Raw genomic sequence first — 20860 nt, 5'->3', positions numbered from 1 at the left:
AAACTTTTGCTTTGCCATGGTTTCGGCACCCTTTGTTGCTGGGCCGCTTTGCGGCGCCCGAAAAGACACGCGGGCCACTTACTCAGCTTGGCCCGGAAAATCAAGCGCGGTTTGCACAGGAAATCCCAAAGCCGGTATTTTCGCATTCCGGCACAAACCCGCAAGCAAGCCCTAGCGCGGGCTTTGGCCAGAGTTTATTCCGCTTGGGCCAGTTCGGATGTCTGGACAGGGTCTTCCTCGTCCGTCAGTGGCTCTGGTGGTTCTGGTCGCGGGGGGAACCAGTCAGGGTTGGCGGCAAGCCAGTTTTCAATCGACAAAACCACGTTTTCGGCCAGGTTTTGCATCTGCTCCTCGCGCGTCTGGGTATTGCCCGAGCCGACGATGGTTTCACCCGAAATCGCCTCTCCCACAATAATCCGGTGCGGGCGGTCATTTAGCTTGCCACCTGCGGCGTCATCCCACAAATCAACCGTGACCCCCAGCGCAGACCGGGGCGAGAGCACCAGTGGAATACCCGGCGGGGCAATCATGTAAGCCTGAACATTGACACCGATATGATACAGCTTGTCGCCATCATATCGGCCCAAGCGGCGGCGCATCTCCGAGACGATAACCTCTTCCCACTCTTCCGCCTCGGCGGGGCGCGAGCCGGGAAGGGCTGTTGCATCTTCTGCTACAACAATCGCGTGGCTGAGGAAGAAATCCCCCAGCTCTGCGCGTTCATCCTTCAATTCGGCCCCGCTTGCGCAGGCCGACACCGCCAATGCCGCCCAAAACGCCAGACACCGGCGCGGAACAGATACAACACCCATCTGCAATCTCCGAGTTGATACGCCCCCTTGCTAGCCGATCATGGCGCGAGAGGCAAATCACACCGGCTGCGCTGGCGGGTTAATTGAACTGGTTGTCGCGTGGAAAGCCGCGCGGGGCCATGCGGCCCGCGCTGGCGCGCTTGCCCTGCCATTCAGTCAGATCGGTTTCAAGCCGCGTGCGCCCTGCCGGGTCTTTCCAAGAAAGCCCCTCGGCCAGCGTGATCGTGCGCAGGTCGGACAGACCACCATCTTTGTAAGATTGCAGCCGCACACCCTTGCCGCGCCCCATTTCGGGCAGTTCTTCCAGCGCAAAAATCAGCAGCTTGCGATTCTCGCCCACCACGGCCAGATGGTCCCCTTCAACGCGGCGGCAGACATGCGCGCGCACACCCTCTTTCAGGTTCAGCACCTGACGGCCAGAGCGGGTCTGGGCGATAATCTCATCCGCAGGCACGATAAACCCATCGCCACTGGAAGACGCGACCACCAGTTTCAGGTCTGGCTTATGGGTGAAAATATCCAGAATTTCAGCCTCATTGGGCAGGTCGATCATCAGGCGCACAGGCTCTCCCATGCCGCGCCCGCCGGGCAGATTGACGCCCATCAGCGTATAGAACCGCCCGTTCGAGCCGAAAATCACGATCTTATCCGTCGTCTCGGCATGGAAGGCAAAGCGCCCCTCATCGCCATCTTTGAACTTGAACGCCTGATCAAGGGCAAGATGCCCTTTCATGGCGCGTATCCAACCCATTTTGGAACAGACGACAGTGATCGGTTCACGCTCTATCATCGCTTCAAGCGGCACATCTTCAACTTCGCCTGCTTCGGCAAAATCGGTGCGGCGGCGGCCAAGGTCGGTGGCTTTGCCGAATTTGGCCTGCACTTCGCGCAATTCGGTGCCGATCTGCTTCCACTGCAACCTGTCAGAGGCCAGAAGATCCTCCAGCCCTGCGCGTTCCATCAGCAAGGCGTCACGCTCGCGTTTCAGCTCCAGCTCTTCCAGACGGCGCAAGCTGCGCAGGCGCATGTTCAGGATGGCTTCGGCCTGCACTTCGGTCAACTCGCCCTCGCTTGGGGCGGGTGAGATATAGTCGGCCTCGGACATGGCGCGGGGGAATTTGCGGCCCCAGATTTCGCGCATTAGTGCAGCGCGCGGCGCTTCGTCATAGCGGATAATGTCGATCACACGGTCAAGGTTCAGGAAGGCGATGATAAACCCTTCCAGCACTTCCAGCCGGTGGTCGATCTTGTCCAGACGGTGCTGGCTGCGCCGCGTCAACACCTCGCGCCGGTGGTCAAGAAAAGCGCGCAACACTTCACGCAGCCCGCACACACGCGGGGTCACGCCATCGACCAGCACATTCATGTTCAGGCTGAAGCGCGTTTCCAGATCGGAATTCTTGAACAACATGCCCATCAGCATTTCAGGGTCAACGCTGCGGCTTTTGGGTTCCAGAACGATGCGCACATCATCGGCAGATTCGTCGCGGATATCGGCCAGAAGCGGCACCTTGCGGGTCTGGATCACCTCGGCCAGCTTTTCGATCAGGCGCGATTTCGGCACCTGAAACGGAATTTCGGTTACGATAACCTGCCACTGGCCACGCCCCAGATCCTCGACCTGCCAGCGGGCGCGCAAGCGGAACGATCCGCGCCCGGTTTTATAGGCGTTCAAAATCTGCTCGCGCGGCTCTACCACCACGCCGCCTGTCGGGAAATCGGGGCCGGGAATCAGCTTGACCAGATCTTCATCCGGCAGATCGGGCGTTGTGATCAGGGCCAGACACCCTTCGATCAACTCATCCAGATTATGCGGCGGAATGTTGGTGGCCATGCCAACCGCGATCCCGCTGGCGCCATTGGCCAGCAGGTTCGGGAAAGCGGCGGGCAAAACAATAGGTTCTTCCAGCGTGCCATCATAGTTGGGCCGGAAATCGACCGCGTTTTCGGCCAGCCCTTCCAGCAGCGCCTCGGCGGCGGCGGTCATGCGGGCCTCGGTGTAGCGCGCGGCGGCAGGGTTGTCGCCATCGATATTGCCGAAATTGCCCTGCCCGTCGACAAGCGGATAGCGCACATTGAAATCCTGCGCCAAGCGCGCCATGGCGTCATAAATCGCGGCATCACCATGGGGGTGGTAATTGCCCATCACATCGCCGGTAATCTTGGCCGATTTGCGAAAGCCGCCATTGGATGCCAGCTTCAATTCGCGCATCGCAAACAAGATGCGCCGGTGCACAGGTTTTAACCCGTCGCGCGCATCGGGCAGCGCGCGGTGCATGATGGTAGACAGCGCATATTGCAGATAGCGCGACCCAAGCGCGCGGCGCAGGGGTTCAGCCACAGGGGCGGTCAGGTCGGGAAGCGCGTCATCATCTTGTGCCATGGCCCTCCAATAGCCCCAAGACGCGCCCCGCGTCCAGCCCCCTCAACACGGCAAATTTACGCATGCCCAAAACTTGGCGCTTGAACGCGTCATCCTGTCGCGCCTAGGCTTGGCGTGTATCTCAACCAGTTCGGAAGGTCTGCCAATGCGTGTTATGTCCATGGGTGTTGTGCTGGGGGCTATCGCCCTGCCCGCGCTTGCAGATCAGACCCCTGAGATCAGAGCCGTCACCCTGTCGCGCGCAGGCGTCGCCATGATCGAGGCGCAAGGCACGCTTGGCGCAGAGCCGTTGCGCCTGTCCATCCGCCGCGCCGATATTGACGATTTCCTGAAATCGGTGCGCCTGTCAGACCCGTCTGGCGCTGTGCCCATGCTGTCGATGACAGGGCCGAGCGGCGTTGCAGATGTGTTCGCCGCCCTGCCCTTCGAGCCGGATGCCTTGGGCGATCTGCGCGCCTTGCTGGAGGCCATGACCGGCGCGCACATCACCGCACAGCGGCGCGGGATCAGCGTCTCGGGCGATGTGATGGGCACGCGAGAGGTGCCTTGTGCCCAAGCCGACCAGCGGGGTTGTATTGCAATTTCAGTCTTGCATGAAGACGGCGCGATCCGCCAAATCCTGCTGGATGACGCCACGGAACTGCAATTCAGCGACACAGCCGACCAAAACGCCGTGGCGCGCGGACTGGCCGCCTTGCGGCAGGCAGGCCGCGCGCTGATGCTCGATGTGACGCTCAGCAGCACCGAAACAGATACGCGCGATATCAGCCTTGGCTGGCTGCAACCCGCACCCGTCTGGAAAACCGCGTGGCGGGCCGAAGATGGCGCAGATGGGCTGGTTCTGACCGGCTGGGCCGTGGTTGAAAACACCACCGGTCAAGATTGGGACAGTGTTGAACTGACACTTGCCACAGGCGCTGTGAATGCCCTTCAGGCGCAGCTTTATGACCGGATGGAGGCTGCGCGCAAACTGGCCGACCCCATGATGGACCAGGCCCTGATGGCCAGCGCGCCCATGGCACGCGGCATGGCCTTTGAGGCAGCCATGGAGGTAGCACCAGTTGCCATGGATGATGGCGAGAGTTTTTCGCGCTACACGCTCGCCACCCCTGTCACAGTGCAAGCGGGCGACATGATCTCGCTGCCCTTTTTGCGCGAGGCGCTGGAGGATGCGCGGCTGACGCTGCACAATGGCGGCACAGGGGCGGTGCACCCTTCTATCGCCATCGCGTTCGAGAACCCCCTGCCCTTGCGCCTGCCTGCCGGCATTGTGACGCTCTATGAAGACGGGCGCGGCCATGCCGGCGATGCAATGATCCCCGAACTGGCGCCCGGCGCGCAGGCCGTGATCGAATTTGCCCGCGACACAGCCATGCAGGTCAGTGAAACACTGACCGAGACGCAAAACCTGCAATCGGCGAGAGTGGTCGATGGCGTGCTGGTGGCCGAAGAGCGGCTGGAGCGACGCACCAGCTACCGGATCGAAGGCGCGCCAGATGCCGCGCGCGTCCTGACCATTTCCCACCCGCAGCGGCAAGGTTGGGACATGCAAAGCACAGGCGGCGAGAGCGGCTTTGATGACACGAAATTTCGTGTCGAAGTGCCCGCAGCCGAGATCGTGACCCAAGAGGTGGTCGAGCAGCGCGTCACCAGCACCCGCATCGCCCTGCTGGAACTGGATCAGGACGCGCTTGCCTTCTGGTCGTCGCGCCTGCCCGATGCGCAGTTGCGCGCAGTGCTGGAGCAGTTGCAGGATTTGCGCGCACAACAGGCGCAATTGCGCCGCGAAGCGGCCCGCCAACGCGAGCTGGAAGCGCAATTGATTGCCGATCAAGAGCGGCTGGTCGGACTGATCGTGCAATTGGGCGATGACAGCCCCGCCACGCGCGAGCGGCGCATGCGGGTGGACACGATCGAGGAGGAGATAACGCAATCGCGCGAAGCACGGCGCAACGCTGAAACCCGCCAGTCAGAGATTGAGGCAGAGTTGCGCGAGGTGCTGCGCGCTCAATAAGCTCTGCCAGTTCAGGGGCGCGTCACGCGCGGCCCTGAACTGGGGGTGTGCGGGCTTTGGTGGTCTGCACCTCGCGCAAAACTCCCGATGGCTGCAAGAAGGTCTTTGGCGCGATACCCTGCGCGGAACAAAGGCGCAAAGCGCCGCCGCTCCTCAAAGGGCCGCAGCCCGACGCTACGCGGCTTTACACCAGAAAACTCAGGCTACGCAAAGTCTCGCGTCGCCAACCTTCGTTCCCGATCGGCGGAACCTGATGTCAGACGCAGAAGATCAGCTTGCGCTGTCGCCGCGCGCCTCCAGGGCGGCCAGCCGCGCTTTGAGCGTTTCATTCTCTTCGCGGGCTTTCTGTGCCATTGCGCGCACAGCGTCGAATTCTTCGCGCGTGACGAAGTCGCGGTCGGCAAGCCAGCGGTCCATCAGGCTTTTCATCGCCGTCTCTGCCTCTGTCCGCGCGCCCTGCGCGACGCCCATGGCATTGGTCATCAGTTGCGAAACATCATCTAGCAAGCGGTTGCGGGTCTGCATCGGGCACCTCGGTGTTTGTGTTCACCTCTTATATGTGACCTTGGCGCGCGAAACTCAAGGTTGACTTCCACCAGCCCCTCGCGCCAGACAGTCGCAACCTTTCTCAGCCGCAGGCGCGCATGACCCCCTTTGCCATTCTTTTCCCCGATCTTAGCCCAGAAATCTTCTCAATCTCGCTGGGGAATTTCAATTTTGCACTGCGCTGGTATGCGCTGGCCTATATCGTGGGCTTTCTGGCAGGCTGGTGGATTATCCAGCGGCTGATGCAGCGCCCGACACTCTGGCCCGCCAACACAGCCCCGATGGAGGCCGCAAAGGTCGAAGCATTGCTGACCTATGTGATTTTCGGTGTGATTCTGGGCGGGCGGCTTGGGTTTGTGCTGTTTTATCAGCCCGGCTACTATATGGCCAACCCGACAGAGATTTTGCGCGTCTGGGAGGGGGGCATGTCCTTCCATGGCGGGTTTGCAGGAGTGATCGTCGCAGGGTTGGTGTTTTGCCAGCGCCACGCCGTGCCCCCTTTGCAAATTGCCGATGCGATGGCGCTGGTCGCACCAATCGGGATCGGGCTGGGGCGGGTGTCGAATTTCATCAATGCGGAACTGTGGGGGCGGCCCACCTTGCAGCCTTGGGGGGTTATCTTTCCCGGCGCACGGGCGGAAAGCTGCCCTTGGGACTGGCCTGTGGCCTATTGTGCACGCCACCCCACCCAACTTTATGAAGCCGCGCTGGAAGGGCTGGTTCTGTTCGCGCTTCTGGCCTTTGTTGTCTGGCGGCGAGGCTGGCTGAAACGGCCCGGACTGGTGACAGGGGCCTTTGTTGCAGGCTACGGGCTTGCGCGCTTCACGGTCGAGGTCTGGCGGCAGGCGGATGCGCAATTTATCACCCCTGACAACCCGCTGGGCCATGTCCTCAGCCTTGGGCCGCTGGGCGTGTCGATGGGGCAACTGCTATCCCTGCCGATGATCGCCATTGGCCTTGGGCTGCTTATGTGGCGCAGGCGCGCATGACAGCGCTGAAAGACATCCTCTTGCGCCAGATCAGGGCGCAGGGGCCTATCAGCATTGCCGAATACATGACGCTTTGCCTGCTGCACCCCAAGCACGGCTATTACACCACGCGCGACCCATTGGGCACAAAGGGCGATTTCACCACCGCGCCGGAAATCAGCCAGATGTTTGGCGAAATGCTGGGTTTACTGGTGGCGCAGGTCTGGGCGGATCAAGGGCGGCCCGCGCCATTCACCCTTGCCGAACTCGGGCCGGGGCGTGGCACACTGATGACGGATGCCCTGCGCGCAACAGCACGCGTGCCGGGGTTCCACGCAGCCCTGCGCCTGCATCTGGTCGAAGCAAGCCCCGTGCTGCGCGGCATTCAGGCAGACCGGCTGCACCAATATACGCCCCAGTTCCATGACAGCGCAGACAGCTTGCCAGACCAGCCCTTATTCCTGATCGCCAATGAATTTTTCGACGCATTGCCGATTCGGCAGTTTTTGCGCACAGACGCAGGATGGGCAGAGCGTATGGTGGGCTGCAACAAAGAGGGCCTGTCCTTCGGCCTGTCGCCGCCCTCGAATCTGTCGCTATTGGCGCATCGGCAGGATGACACCGTTGAGGGGCAGATGGTCGAGATTTGCCCCGCAATCGCGCCAATCCTGTCGGCTATCAGCGCGCGCATCATGGCCCATGGCGGGGTTGCGCTGATCATCGACTATGGCGATTGGCGCAGCCGTGGCGACACGCTGCAAGCCCTGCACAAGCAAAACTTTGATGATCCGCTTGCCCATCCCGGTGCTTCCGACCTGACCGCGCATGTCGATTTTGAAGCGCTGGCGCAGGCTGCGGCACCCTTGCGCGCCACGCCCATGACCCCGCAAGGTGTGCTGCTAGAGCGGTTGGGGATCACAGCACGCGCGCAAACGCTGGCAGGGTCGCTGGCGGGCGAGGCGCTGCAAACGCATATTGCCGCACATCGGCGCTTGACGCATCCGCAAGAAATGGGTCACCTGTTCAAGACCTTGGCACTGTATCCGCCGACTGCCCCTGCACCACCCGGATTTGACCAATGACACTCGAGATTTTAACAGCAGACAGCCTGACCCCCTTTCGCCACGGGTTTTTCACCCGTCGGGGGGGCGCGTCTTCGGGTATCTTTTCGGGGCTGAATTGCGGCCCCGGATCGTCTGACCAAAGTGACAGCGTGCGCCTGAACCGTGCGCGCGTGGCAGATGCGATGGGGGTCGCAACAGATGCGCTGGTGACAATCCACCAAACCCATTCCGCCGATGTGGTGACACTGGACGCGCCCCTTGCCCAAGACATGCCAAAACCTGCCGCAGATGCAATGGTCACTGCCACACCGGGACTGGCGCTTGGAATACTGACTGCCGATTGCCAGCCGGTTCTGTTCGCTGATACGGTTGCGCGGGTGGTTGGTGCCGCCCATGCAGGCTGGCGCGGTGCATTGTCGGGGGTGTTGGAAAACACGATTGATGCAATGATCGCGCTTGGCGCTGACAGAGCGGGCATTACTGCCGTGATCGGCCCCTGTATCAGCCAGCAAGCCTATGAGGTGGGCGAAGAGTTTTTGGAAAGCTTCCTTGCAGAAGACCCCGAATTTATGCGGTTTTTCGCTAATGGGGCGCAGGGGAAATACCAGTTCGACCTTGTCGGATTCGGCTTGTCGCGGCTACGGCAAGCGGGCGTGAAAGATGCCCGCTGGACCGGGCATTGCACCTATGGCGACCCTGCGCGCTTTTATTCCTACCGGCGGTCGGTGCATGAAGGGCATGCCGATTACGGGCGGCTGATCTCTGTTATCCGTGCATAGCGACGCTAATGCGCGGCCTTGCAATTTCCCTTGTCTGGCCCAATTCCTGCCTGTTTTGCACTGCATTCTGATCTCAGACAGAAAAACACGCAAACCGCATTGGCAAGGATGACACAGACATGACAGCCACAATCAAGCACCGCTGGATTAACGCAGCCCTGAGTGAAAGCGCGCTTCACATGCCTGTGCTGCCATGGGAGCGCGCTGCAAAACGCGCCCGCCGGATTGAAAGCGCGCAGAACATGCCAATGCGCGCCCTAGCTTGAACTTTCAGCCTCACTACACTGTAAACATGGTATATTTATACCAAGGCCGTTGGGTGAGAATGTGACGGGCGCTTGTGACAAGCGCCCGATTTTCACCTATCTGGCCGCGATCATCCGACAGTTTGCGATTGGCCTGACTTGTCCTCGACCAGCCGTTCATCAGCCCTGATGATTTCGATCTGGCGTGGCTTCAGCATTTCCGGCAATTCGCGCAGCAGATCGACATGCAGCATGCCGTCGCGGTGCATAGCCCCTTTGACGCGCACATGATCTGCCAGCTGAAAGCGGCGTTCAAAGGCACGTCGCGCGATTCCGCGATGCAGGTATTCGCGGGTATCGGTCTCTTCGCTGGAACGCCCTGTCACAACCAGCGCGTTTTCCCGCACCTCGACCAGCAAATCATCTGGGGAAAAGCCCGCCACGGCAATCGAAATGCGATAGGCATTTTCGGCGGTTTTCTCGATATTATAGGGTGGGTAACTGGGGGCTTGCAGGTCCGTGGCCATAGCACGGTCTAACATATCGGCCATACGGTCAAACCCGATTGAGGCACGATAAAGCGGAGCAGGATCAAATCGACGCATAAGCATCCTCCATTCAGAAGCGATACAAGATTACACACCCTCCGGTCTGGACAGGTGCACCGAATTGCCAACAGGCCCAAACATGGCACCTTGCGGCTATCGCAGAATTGGGAAGGGGCGCTGCGAATTTCAAGACCACCGATGGTGCAAAACTTGCAAATCAATCCGGTTTTCAGCCGCCCGCCACCGCAGCTTACGGGCGCATGAATCTGGCACCGCCGCCACTGCTCATGACGCGGGGTTGCGGGTTGTCGGCGGACGGGGCTTGAATGAAGCGGCGATCGCGCGATTCGAGTGCGGCACGCAAAATATCCAGCCGCGCACCCAGCGACACCCCAAGCGAGATATCAGAAATCTGGCCTTGCAGATGCGCCGACCCTTTCGCCGATACCACCGATACAATATGCGGCCGCCCATGTGACATGGCAAAAACGGGCGCCCCTGACGACCCGAAATCGACCGAACATGACATCATCAGCACCCCGGTTGTGTCACGGTCCAACACGCGGCATCGTTCTTGCAAGGCGGGTGCTTCCAGTCTTTCCCGCGCATAAGACACAACCCCGACCTGATCGCCCCTGCGAGGCTCGGAAAACACATCGAAGGGGACAACACCCATATTCCGGATCGGATGTATCAGTTCCAGCAATGCCAGATCATGCGATACATTTTCCATGCCCGAACCACCGCGCGGCGCGTAGCGCGGATGCACGACAGAGCGGTACACCCGCCCCTCTGCGGCGGCGCGGCCATTGCGAAACCCTGCGCGAAACAAAAGCTCTTCATCTGGAAACCGCATGCCGCTGTCACGGTCAAACAAGCAATGCGCGGCTGTCAGAACCAGCCGGTCTGAAATCAGCGCCCCGGTACAAAAGCCCGTGCCCCCGATATCGATACGGCCAACCGCTTGCCAGCCCTGCGCCTGCAGGTTTGTTTCCAGCATTTGCAAGGGTTTATCTTGCGCAACGCCGGGAACAGCAGCGCACAAGGCCACACCACATGCCAAAAGAAACTGCCTGATCATGCACCCCTCCGCAGAAAGCCCGATACTTTCATAGTACGCGACTATGGCAGCAACATGGCGCGGCAGGCAAGGCTAGCGCAACAAGGGAACCTGCATTTCGCCGTCCTTGGTTAAAGCGCGCGGCACAGGCCCGCCCGTCGCCCAGTCCAGCAATTCAACTGTATGCACCACCGGCAGTTGCGTGCCGCTGCCAATCTGCATCATACAGCCGATATTGCCTGCGGCGATCACATCAGGGGCTTTCGCTTCCAGTGTCTCGACCTTGCGCGCCTTGAGCTGCTTCGAGATTTCAGGCTGCATCAGATTATACGTCCCAGCAGAGCCGCAACACAGATGGCTGTCTTTCGGCTCGACCACCTCGAACCCCGCGCGGCGCAGCAGGTCTTTCGGATAGGTCTTGATCTGTTGGCCGTGTTGCAGCGAACAGGCGGCATGATAGGCCACTTTCAGCCCCTGTTTCTTGCCTTCGGGCAGGCCAAGCTTGACCAGCACTTCCGACACATCCATGGCAATGCCAGCAACCGCTGCCGCCTCTGCGGCCAAGGGTTCATTGCGGAACATATGGCCATAATCCTTGACCGTTGTGCCGCACCCGCTGGTATTGATCACGATCGCATCCAGCCCCGCGCCCTGCATCTCGCGGTGCCATGCGCGAATGTTCTTGGCAGCCGTGGCATGGCTTTCTTCGGTCTTGCCCATATGATGGGTCAACGCGCCACAACACCCCTGCCCTTCGGCAATCACCACCTCTGCGCCCAAGCGGCGCAGAAGGCGGATTGTCGCATCATTGATGTCGGTGTTCAGCGCGCGCTGCGCGCAGCCCGTCATCAGGGCCACGCGCATTCGTTTGTCACCTTGCGGCGCAAACACTTGCGGGTCGTCATTGCGGCTGACAGGCGGAATGGTTTTCGGTGCCATCTCCAGCATGGCGCGCAGCCGCGCATCAGGCATCAGCCCCGCAAAGGGCCGCCCGATCTTTGCGCCCAGCAGGGCCAGCCGGAACCGTGTCGGATAGGGCAGAATGCGCGCCAGCACCCAGCGCAAGGCGCGGTCGGACAGCGGGCGCTTATAGGTCTGTTCAATATATTCGCGCGCATGATCGACCAGATGCATATAATGCACCCCCGAGGGGCAGGTCGTCATGCAGGCCAGACAGGACAGGCACCGGTCAATATGCTTGACGGTCTTCTCATCGGCGGGCCGCCCCTTCTCCAGCATATCCTTGATCATGTAGATACGCCCGCGCGGGCTGTCCAATTCATCACCAAGAATGGCATAGGTCGGGCATGTGGCGGTGCAAAACCCGCAATGCACACATGTGCGCAACACTTCGTTGGACCGCTGGATGGCGGGGTCTTGCAACTGTTCAGGGGTAAAGGTGGTCTGCATGGTCGTTTATCCCATCAATCCGGGGTTCAACACGCCGCGCGGGTCGAATTTCGCGCGCAACCCTTGTGCAAGCGCGGCAACGGGTGCGGGTTCAGGGTGAAAGACAGGCAGCGCGGCATCGCTGCCGCGGATCAATGTCGCATGGCCTGAAAATGTGCCAAGACGGCTGCGCAAATCACACCCCTCTGGCACAAGGGCCCAGATCAGGCCGCCGCCCCAATCCATTGCCACTGGACAATCGGCGCGCGCAACCACCGCTGCCGCATCTGACGGCTTCACAGATACGCGCCAGACATCGCCCGGCTGGTCGGCAAAGGCCATGACATCGCGCAAGCTTTGCCACTGTGCCACACTCGCGGCATGCTCCAACACCTGCCACGCGCCGCCCAAAGCATCGGTCAAAGCCTGCCTGCGATAGGCCACCTGTTTCGCAAACCCCTCCATGCGCAGATACACGCGGCCATCGGCCCCGCGCGCGGCCCCGTTCACCTCGAACGGGGTGGTCAGCGCGCGCGACATGGTCGCAACAGCCCCCTCGGGTGTCATCTCGTCACTCACCAATGTCGCCTGCGTCTCGGGGATCGGCAACAGCTTGAAGGAACACTCTGTCAGCACACCCAAAGTGCCCCAACTTCCTGCCATCAGCTTGACCAGATCATAGCCGGTGACATTCTTCATCACCCGCCCCCCGTTCTTGATCACCTCGCCTTTGCCATCGACAAAGCGCACCCCGATCAGGCTGTCCCGGCACGCCCCCACCTGCACCCGCCGCGGGCCAGAGGCATTGGCCGCCACCATACCGCCCACAGTCGGCGTGCCCTCGCGGCCCAGAAGGGCGCGCATATCCATCGGCTCGAATGCCAGCCGCTGGCCCTCAGCGGCAAGTGCGGCCTCCACCTCGGCCAGCGGTGTGCCTGCCTGTGCCACCAGCGTTAGCGCCCCCGGCTCGTATAGCGTGATCCCCGTCAGCCCCGTGGTCGACAATACCTCGCCCAGAACAGGCCGGCCAATCGCGCGTGTGCCCCCGCCACAGATGCGCAATGCGCCCGTGGCCGCGCGCACCATCTCAGACAGCTCTCGCTCGCTTTCAGGCTGCATGGGCCTGTCCTCCATCCCTTGTGCCCGTCAGGGGCATTTTCTTGCTGCAAATACTCTGGGGGTGAATGGGCGCTTTCGCGCCCAGAGGGGGCAACGCCCCCTTACGCCGCCCGCCGCCCGGCGCTGGCACCCAACGGAAACACCTTGGCGGGGTTCAACAGCCATTTGGGGTCGAAGACATCCTTGACGCGCATCTGCGCTTCCAGATCCTCGGGCGCGAATTGCACGCTCATCAGATCGCGCTTTTCAATCCCCACCCCATGCTCGCCTGTCAGGCAACCGCCTGCCTCGACGCAGAGTTTCAGGATTTCCGCGCCGAATTCCTCGCACAGTTCCAGATCACCGGGTTTATTGGCATCGAACAGGATCAGCGGGTGCATATTGCCATCGCCCGCATGGAACACATTGGCCACATCAAGGCCGAATTCCTTCGACATCTCGCCAATCCGGCGCAACACAAAGGGCAGGCTGGACACAGGGATCGTGCCATCAAGGCACATATAGTCATTGATCTGCCCCATCGCCCCGAAGGCCGATTTGCGCCCCAGCCAGATTTTCTTGCTCTCCTCCTCGGACTGGCTTTCGCGCAGCTCGACAGGGTTATGGCGGCGCGCAATCTGCTTGATCACGCCAAGCTGCTCGTCAATCTCCGCAGCCGATCCCTCAACCTCGACAATCAGCAGCGCCTCGCAATCGGGGTAGCCTGCATGGGCGAAATCCTCGCAGGCGCGGATGCAGGGGCGGTCCATGAATTCGATCGCCACAGGCAGCACGCCCGCCTTGATGATGTCGGACACGCATTCCCCCGCAACCTCGTTGCTGTCAAAGCCCATCAGGACAGGGCGCGCGCCTTCGGGTTTGGGCAGAATGCGCAAGGTGGCTTCTGTGACCACGCCCAGCTGCCCTTCTGACCCGCAAATCACGCCCAGCAGGTCATAGCCCGCGGCATCCAGATGCGCGCCGCCAATTTCCAGCACAGTGCCATCCATCTGCACAATCGTGACCCCCAGCAGGTTATTGGTTGTCACCCCGTATTTCAGGCAATGCGCCCCGCCCGAATTCATGGCGATATTGCCCGCAATCGCGCAGGCCAACTGGCTGCTTGGGTCGGGCGCGTAAAAGAACCCGTCACTCTCGACCTCGCCGGTGACGGCCAGATTGGTCATGCCGGTCTGCACACGAACATAGCGGTCGGCATAATTCACCTCCAGCATGTCGCGCATGCGCGCCACACCCAGAATAACCGAATCCGCTGTCGGCAATGCACCCCCCGCCAGCGAAGTGCCAGACCCGCGCGGCACCACAGGCACATCTTCTTCATGGCAAATGCGCAATATGTCCGATACTTCTTGCGTGGTTGTTGGCAATGTCACCGCAAGAGGGATGCAGCGATAGGCCGTCAGCGCGTCGCATTCATAGGCGCGCCGCTCGGCCTCGTCAGTGATCAGCGCCTCGCTGGGCACCACCTGCGCCAGCCGCGCAAGCACCCTGTCGCGCTTTGACATGACAGCGGCATTCGGTATCGGCATTTCCATGATCAGACCCTCCCGTCGTGATTGGTAAAATAATATTACCAATTTCACAAAACGCAAGAAAAACTTCAGCCCCCAAGTGCGCGCAGCGCAAGCCCGGCGGCGATCGCCCACATGATTACCCCGATCGCACCCTCCAGCACCACCCAGGCCCTTGGGCGCGCAAGCACAGGGGCCAGCATCCGTGCCCCATATCCCAATGCGGTGAAGAAGGCGAAAGACGACAGGATCGCCCCTGCCCCAAAGCCCCAATGATACGGCGCATATTGCATCGACAACGCGCCCAACAGCGCGACTGTGTCCAGATAGACATGCGGATTAAGCCATGTGAAGGCCAGTGCTGTCGCCACAACCCTTCCCAAAGGCGCGCGCGCCGCCGCCATCGAGACCAGCGCGGCCCCGCCTTGCCAAGCCGCGCGAAAGCGCAAGGCACCATAGACCAGCAGAAATCCGACGCCGCCCCATAGCATGAACACCTGAAAACCCGGGAGTGTGGCTGTCAACACTTGCGCACCGGCCACGCCAAGCGCCACCAGAATCGCATCGGACAGCGCACAGATCAGCACCACAACGCCCACATGCTCGCGCCGCACCCCTTGGCGCAACACAAAGGCATTCTGCGCCCCGATGGCCGCAATCAGCCCCAGACCCGAGAAAAACCCAGCAAAAACACTTGCCACCATAACCGCGCCTGCCCGTCAAAAAGCAGAGTTTTCGGGCGGCACGCGGCCAAAGTCAACCTGCCCTACGGGTCGCAGCGCGGGCATTCTGGCGCAGCGCATCTGGCGCGCCATGGCAATGCCGCCCGCAGGGGGGTCAATCCCCCCAAGGGCGGCCCCCCCTTGCCTATTGTGCAGCAATCGCGTCGCGGTCCACCAATGCGACAATATCCATCATGATGGTGTTCAGCTGGAAATCTTTCGGCGTGTAGACTTGCGCCACGCCCATTGCGCGCAGCTTGGCGGCGTCATCCTCCGGGATAATCCCGCCCACAATCACCGGCACATGGCCCAAGCCCTCGGCCTGCATCAACTGCATCAGCTCTTCCATAAGCGGCATATGGCTGCCCGACAGGATCGACAGGCCCACCACATGCGCATCTTCGTCACGCACCGCCGTGACGATTTCGGCAGGGGTCAGGCGGATGCCTTCATAGTGAATATCCATCCCGCAATCGCGGGCACGCGCGGCAATCTGCTCGGCCCCGTTGGAATGCCCGTCCAGCCCCGGCTTGCCGACGACGAATTTCAGTTTGCGTCCCAGTTTGGCGCTGACAGCATCGACAGCCTCGCGCACAGGCTCCAGCCCCTCTGTCCGGTTTGACGGCGCGCGGCTGACACCTGTGGGCGCGCGGTACTGGCCAAAGGCGGCGCGCACTGTCTCGCCCCACTCGCCTGTCGTGGCCCCTGCCTTTGCCGCCGCGATTGACGCTGGCATGACATTCACGCCCGTGCGCGCGGCGTCGCGTAAATCGGCCAATGCAGCGCGCACCGCCCCTTCGTCACGCGCGGCGCGCCATGCATCCAGACGCGCAATCTGGTCAGCCTCGGCCTTGGGGTCCGCAACCATGATCGCCCCCTCGCCTGTGGTCAGGGGTGAGGGTTCGGTCGTGGTAAATTTGTTCACCCCAACCACCACAGTTGCGCCCGATTCGATGCCGCTGATGCGTTCGGCATTCGCCTCGACCAGCCGTGATTTCATGTATTCGATGGATTTGACCGCGCCGCCCATCTCGTCAATGCGGGCCAGTTCCTCGCGCGCACCCTCCATCAGGGCGGCGACTTTACGTTCAATTGCTGGGTTATTGTCGAACAGGTCATCGAATTCCAGCAAATCGGTTTCATAGGCCAGCACCTGTTGCAGGCGCAGCGACCATTGCTGGTCCCATGGACGCGGCAGGCCAAGCGCTTCATTCCATGCAGGCAGTTGCAGCGCGCGGCAGCGGGCTTTCTTGGACAGCGTCACCGCCAGCGCCTCGATCAGGATACGGTAGACATTGTTCTCCGGCTGCTGCTCGGTCAGGCCAAGCGAGTTGACCTGCACGCCATAGCGAAACCGGCGATATTTCGCGTCCTCGATCCCATAGCGGTCGCGGCAAATCTCGTCCCACAGATCGACAAAGGCGCGCATCTTGCACAGTTCAGTCACAAAGCGGATGCCTGCATTCACAAAGAACGAGATCCGCCCCACCATCTGGGGGAAATGCTGCGCAGGCACCTTGGTTTTCAAGTCATCCAGCACCGCGCAAGCGGTGGCCAGCGCGAATGCCAGTTCCTGCTGCGGCGTGGCGCCCGCTTCCTGCAAATGGTACGAGCAGACATTCATCGGGTTCCACTTGGGCAGGTGTTCGCGGGTATAGGCCGCGACATCGGTGATCATGCGCAAGGACGGCTCTGGCGGGCAGATATAGGTGCCGCGCGACAGATATTCCTTGATCAGGTCGTTCTGCACTGTGCCATTGAGTTGCGAGATATCCGCGCCCTGCTCTTGCGCCACAGCAATATACAGCGCCAGCAACCACGGCGCTGTCGCGTTGATCGTCATTGAGGTGTTCATCTGTTCCAGCGGGATATTGTCGAACAGCATCCGCATATCGCCCAGATGCGCGACGGGAACCCCCACTTTGCCAACCTCGCCACGCGCCAGCTTGTGGTCGCTGTCATAGCCCGTCTGGGTGGGCAGATCGAAGGCCACTGACAGGCCGGTTTGGCCCTTGGACAGGTTGTTGCGATACAACGCGTTTGACGCCTTGGCGGTGGAATGCCCAGCATAGGTGCGGAACAGCCAGGGCTTGTCTTTCAAGGGCGTGGCGTCGGACATGATCGGCTCCTGTATCATCACAACCCGCAGAAGGGTCTGGTAATTTTCTTGCAGTTTTGGATGCGTTACGCGCAAGATAATGTCAAGGCGAAATCGCTGCATCGCGGCGAAGCTTGCGCGCCACAAGCCTGAGACGCCATAGCAAGCGGCCTTAGCGCAACGCCACTTTGCGCGCTTTTATAAGGGCTGCGGCCTGATCCTGAAGATGGCCCAGATGCAGCGCGGGAAACTGGTCCAGCAGATAGTCATCGCTATTGGCAGGCCGCAACCACGGCTCGTTGCGCGGGTCATACATCGCAAAGACCCAGCCAAGCACATCTTGATCGCGGATGTCACGGTATTTGCTTTGCGACCAGACCTGCGCCAGCGGAAGCCCCAAATCTGCAAAGAAGCCATGCAACGCGTCGATATTGTAAAAGCTTTTCATCGCCCAATGCAGGCTGGCCCCGCCCCGATTGGTCAGATGCAATGCGCCACCGAAACAGGGGACATAATTCAGGCTGGAACAGCGCGGCGCCATCTGGCCGCGTGCCATATTGCTGCCCCGCCGCCGCCGAAGAATGGAAATGCTCTGGTCTACCCGCCCGATAAGCTGGCGTCCGTGAATGGCCGACCCTTCGGAAAAGACCAGATGCTTCGCGCGGGCGTAAAGCCGCATCTGTTCACGCAGCAGCAAGGCTTCAGGATAGATGATCCGCACCCCAAGATCGCGCAGGCATGAGACCAGATACCGCTCTGCCGCATGGGCCCCCATCTTGTGGTCCAGCCCTGCACGGGTGACGAATGCCACCCCCTTGGGGGGGCGCACGGGCAATTTCCGCGCGACCCGCTGTTCCAGCAGGTCAAGGTATTCCGAAGGTGTTCTTGGCCCATCCAGATGTTCGCCCTGTGCCGCGATATGCACCTGTCGAAACAGCGTCGGGCGCTCGACAAAGTGGATCTGGCTCTGGGGGATATCCAGCCAGTCCATAACCGCATTGAACATGACAGACCGCCCCGTGGATTGATCTGCTCGCATCCGCGTAAAGACCAACGGCAGATCACCACATTCTGCAAGCGCTTGGGGCAATCGCGGCACAGTTTCCGCTGTCAGATGCCCAAAATGGTTTTCATAGACCGACGCGAAAATCACCGGGTTTTCCTGCGTCTCGGCAGCGGCTGCGTCGATTTTGGGGGCTGTGCACACCACCCGCCCCCGCCGCAGCAATCGCGCATGAAACTGTGTGTCAAAATCAGGCCATGCAGCACCGGGCACCTGCCGGTTCGCGGCCCGGTCTATCAGCACATCGTGAAACTGCATCATGGGGGGCAGGCGGTCGCCTGTGGCTGACGCGTCTTTCGCCCGTTTCAAATCTGTCTTCATGTCAAAATATCATTCATACAAATATCGTCGCTGAACCGACACCAATACACACCCCTGATGTACCATGCAAAAGACCAGCGCATTGCCCCAGTCTACCCCAGACTGCGCCAAAGCCTAGCAAAAATCTATGTCAGAATGACCTAGCAGACGGCATGCCCAAAACCTCAGCCCGATCTTATCAGACAGATCAGGGAAATGCCGTGTCAATCCAGTTTCAGCTTAAACTGGTGCGCTGAAGGGACTCAACTTCAAAAACCAACGTACTGTTAATCATATTAAATTTAAGATATAAAGTTCATCATGCCCCCAATAATGCCCCCACACGCTTTCGCACTCACAACTATCAGGCTTGGCGTTGGTCCGGTTCTGGCAAAGGAAATTGACTTTTTGATGGTACGTTAACAAGCCCACTACAGGATACAAACCCTCTCAGTCACATCTTTTACAGCATTCGTGTTGAAGAAAAGCTCACGCGCGCTTGTCGGGCGGAGGCTGTCAGGGCGATAAAAATTGCCACCGACACGCGTGTTTCAAGCCACGCCCCGCCTGGGGGACGACGGGCAATCCAAGCGACATCATTTATTTGACGGGCAGTTTCAATCCACGCCCCCGTATGGGGGGCGACGGCTTGCTCGATGTGGGCAAGACCGCGCTGCACAGTTTCAATCCACGCCCCCGTATGGGGGGCGACGCGGGAAGGCGATTACGTCAGTTGCCATCAGCGGTTTCAATCCACGCCCCCGTATGGGGGGCGACACACGCTCAAGCACACGGCTATCACATGGGCGATAGTTTCAATCCACGCCCCCGTATGGGGGGCGACCCATTCTGGCAATCCGGCCCCGCGTGACGGAGTTGTTTCAATCCACGCCCCCGTGTGGGGGGCGACGTCTGCGCCAAGATCGTCAGACCAAGCGCGCCAGTTTCAATCCACGCCCCCGTGTGGGGGGCGACCGATCCGCCAAACGCTGCCAAGCATTGCGCCCGCCGTTTCAATCCACGCCCCCGTGTGGGGGGCGACTCGATGAAATTTGCCGCGCCCTGTCGTCTATGCAGGTTTCAATCCACGCCCCCGTGTGGGGGGCGACGTCCAGTGATCTGCATTCGGGATGGGCGGGCATACGTTTCAATCCACGCCCCCGTGTGGGGGGCGACTGGCGCACAACCCTTATTGATTGGAGATTAAAATGTTTCAATCCACGCCCCCGTGTGGGGGGCGACACAGACAGCCTTGCCAAACAACAATGGCTTGCATGTTTCAATCCACGCCCCCGTGTGGGGGGCGACGCCAGCCGTGCCAGCCGGGTTCTATGCAGGTGTTGTTTCAATCCACGCCCCCGTGTGGGGGGCGACCCGCTCTTGCGCGGCGCATGTCCGAAAATGACTTGTTTCAATCCACGCCCCCGTGTGGGGGGCGACGCTGGGGTGAATTGCGCTTGCTTGAGAAGGCTGGGGTTTCAATCCACGCCCCCGTGTGGGGGGCGACAGCCATTGGTTAAATCCTTGTCGCTATCTGGTCATGTTTCAATCCACGCCCCCGTGTGGGGGGCGACCGGTCCTTTCGGGCGCGCCCTGGACAGATAAGCAGTTTCAATCCACGCCCCCGTGTGGGGGGCGACACGCGCGGGGGCATAACCGCGCATCCTCCCTGAGGTTTCAATCCACGCCCCCGTGTGGGGGGCGACAAGTGAACCTCGAAAGATCGATCTCGTCTCATCATGTTTCAATCCACGCCCCCGTGTGGGGGGCGACCACCGTCCGGCGCACGCGCCACAGATTGCGTCATGTTTCAATCCACGCCCCCGTGTGGGGGGCGACGCAGAACATCAACATCCGCCGTCAATGTGCTGTTTGTTTCAATCCACGCCCCCGTGTGGGGGGCGACGCCCGCAGCGGGGAAGCTTTAGGCCAATGGCGCGGTTTCAATCCACGCCCCCGTGTGGGGGGCGACCTGATTGGGGATCGGTAATACCGATAGTCATTCTGTTTCAATCCACGCCCCCGTGTGGGGGGCGACCAACACGCGACCAACACAGCAGCAACACACAAAAGTTTCAATCCACGCCCCCGTGTGGGGGGCGACCTGATCCGGTGGGTGTTGTGGACTGGACAATCACGTTTCAATCCACGCCCCCGTGTGGGGGGCGACAAGGTCGAAATGCGCGGCATTGGCGCACTGCCTATGTTTCAATCCACGCCCCCGTGTGGGGGGCGACCT

16 protein-coding genes and 1 CRISPR repeat array (1 of these 17 cut by a window edge) are annotated in these 20860 nt (G+C 60.8%); of the genes, 5 read left to right on the top strand and 11 right to left on the bottom strand.

What is annotated here, in order from left to right:
• Nucleotides 1–194: 194 nt before the first annotated feature.
• The gene (locus BG455_RS09465; RefSeq protein ID WP_071469738.1) at nucleotides 195–812 is read right to left on the bottom strand and encodes a hypothetical protein; all 618 of its coding nucleotides are present in this window, start codon (nucleotides 810–812) and stop codon (nucleotides 195–197) included.
• A gap of 79 nt (nucleotides 813–891) precedes the next feature.
• Entirely contained in the window at nucleotides 892–3195 is a 2304-nt protein-coding gene (parC, locus tag BG455_RS09460; protein WP_071469737.1) for a DNA topoisomerase IV subunit A, read from the bottom strand.
• Between the two features lie 145 nt (nucleotides 3196–3340).
• Between parC and BG455_RS09455 the strand changes: the two genes are divergently transcribed.
• Complete coding sequence (locus BG455_RS09455) at nucleotides 3341–5209, top strand: hypothetical protein (RefSeq protein WP_071469736.1); 1869 nt, start codon at nucleotides 3341–3343, stop codon at nucleotides 5207–5209.
• Between the two features lie 270 nt (nucleotides 5210–5479).
• Here BG455_RS09455 and BG455_RS09450 read toward each other — a convergent pair whose 3' ends face one another.
• Nucleotides 5480–5734, bottom strand: coding sequence for an accessory factor UbiK family protein (locus BG455_RS09450; RefSeq protein WP_071469735.1), 255 nt, complete (start codon nucleotides 5732–5734; stop codon nucleotides 5480–5482).
• A gap of 119 nt (nucleotides 5735–5853) precedes the next feature.
• Between BG455_RS09450 and lgt the strand changes: the two genes are divergently transcribed.
• The 4 genes from lgt to BG455_RS17320 all read left to right on the top strand — a co-directional run bounded on the left by lgt (nucleotide 5854) and on the right by BG455_RS17320 (nucleotide 8832).
• Complete coding sequence (gene lgt / locus BG455_RS09445; protein WP_071469734.1) at nucleotides 5854–6744, top strand: prolipoprotein diacylglyceryl transferase; 891 nt, start codon at nucleotides 5854–5856, stop codon at nucleotides 6742–6744.
• Nucleotides 6741–7805, top strand: a complete 1065-nt coding sequence (locus BG455_RS09440) for a class I SAM-dependent methyltransferase (RefSeq protein ID WP_071469733.1) — start codon at nucleotides 6741–6743, stop codon at nucleotides 7803–7805. Before lgt ends, BG455_RS09440 begins: the two co-directional genes overlap by 4 nt.
• Complete coding sequence (pgeF, locus tag BG455_RS09435) at nucleotides 7802–8566, top strand: peptidoglycan editing factor PgeF (protein ID WP_071469732.1); 765 nt, start codon at nucleotides 7802–7804, stop codon at nucleotides 8564–8566. The genes BG455_RS09440 and pgeF overlap by 4 nt, the downstream gene beginning before the upstream one ends.
• Nucleotides 8567–8685: 119 nt before the next feature.
• The gene (locus BG455_RS17320; RefSeq protein ID WP_170124746.1) at nucleotides 8686–8832 is read left to right on the top strand and encodes a hypothetical protein; all 147 of its coding nucleotides are present in this window, start codon (nucleotides 8686–8688) and stop codon (nucleotides 8830–8832) included.
• A 110-nt stretch (nucleotides 8833–8942) separates the two neighbouring features.
• On the opposite strand, the gene BG455_RS09430 is transcribed toward BG455_RS17320, so the two are convergent.
• The 8 genes from BG455_RS09430 to BG455_RS09395 all read right to left on the bottom strand — a co-directional run bounded on the left by BG455_RS09430 (nucleotide 8943) and on the right by BG455_RS09395 (nucleotide 18642).
• Complete coding sequence (locus BG455_RS09430) at nucleotides 8943–9416, bottom strand: Hsp20 family protein (RefSeq protein ID WP_071469731.1); 474 nt, start codon at nucleotides 9414–9416, stop codon at nucleotides 8943–8945.
• Between the two features lie 193 nt (nucleotides 9417–9609).
• A complete protein-coding gene (locus BG455_RS09425) occupies nucleotides 9610–10440 on the bottom strand; it encodes a trypsin-like serine peptidase (RefSeq protein ID WP_071469730.1) in 831 nt (276 codons plus the stop codon).
• 72 nt (nucleotides 10441–10512) lie between these two features.
• The gene (glcF, locus tag BG455_RS09420) at nucleotides 10513–11829 is read right to left on the bottom strand and encodes a glycolate oxidase subunit GlcF (protein WP_071469729.1); all 1317 of its coding nucleotides are present in this window, start codon (nucleotides 11827–11829) and stop codon (nucleotides 10513–10515) included.
• A 6-nt stretch (nucleotides 11830–11835) separates the two neighbouring features.
• Nucleotides 11836–12927 (bottom strand): FAD-binding protein, encoded by a 1092-nt coding sequence (locus BG455_RS09415; protein WP_071469759.1) that lies wholly within the window; start codon nucleotides 12925–12927, stop codon nucleotides 11836–11838.
• A 101-nt stretch (nucleotides 12928–13028) separates the two neighbouring features.
• Nucleotides 13029–14462, bottom strand: a complete 1434-nt coding sequence (locus BG455_RS09410) for an FAD-linked oxidase C-terminal domain-containing protein (RefSeq protein WP_071469728.1) — start codon at nucleotides 14460–14462, stop codon at nucleotides 13029–13031.
• Nucleotides 14463–14527: 65 nt separating this feature from the next.
• Entirely contained in the window at nucleotides 14528–15142 is a 615-nt protein-coding gene (locus tag BG455_RS09405; protein ID WP_071469727.1) for a LysE/ArgO family amino acid transporter, read from the bottom strand.
• Between the two features lie 163 nt (nucleotides 15143–15305).
• Complete coding sequence (locus BG455_RS09400; RefSeq protein WP_071469758.1) at nucleotides 15306–17279, bottom strand: protein meaA; 1974 nt, start codon at nucleotides 17277–17279, stop codon at nucleotides 15306–15308.
• A 151-nt stretch (nucleotides 17280–17430) separates the two neighbouring features.
• The gene (locus BG455_RS09395) at nucleotides 17431–18642 is read right to left on the bottom strand and encodes a glycosyltransferase 61 family protein (RefSeq protein WP_071469726.1); all 1212 of its coding nucleotides are present in this window, start codon (nucleotides 18640–18642) and stop codon (nucleotides 17431–17433) included.
• A gap of 593 nt (nucleotides 18643–19235) precedes the next feature.
• Nucleotides 19236–20860: a CRISPR direct-repeat array (repeat unit 32 nt; unit sequence GTTTCAATCCACGCCCCCGTGTGGGGGGCGAC); it runs 993 nt beyond the window's last position.

It is taken from the genome of Roseinatronobacter thiooxidans (assembly GCF_001870675.1).
GTDB lineage: Bacteria > Pseudomonadota > Alphaproteobacteria > Rhodobacterales > Rhodobacteraceae > Roseinatronobacter > Roseinatronobacter thiooxidans.
This window is presented reverse-complemented; position numbering and strand designations above follow the sequence as displayed.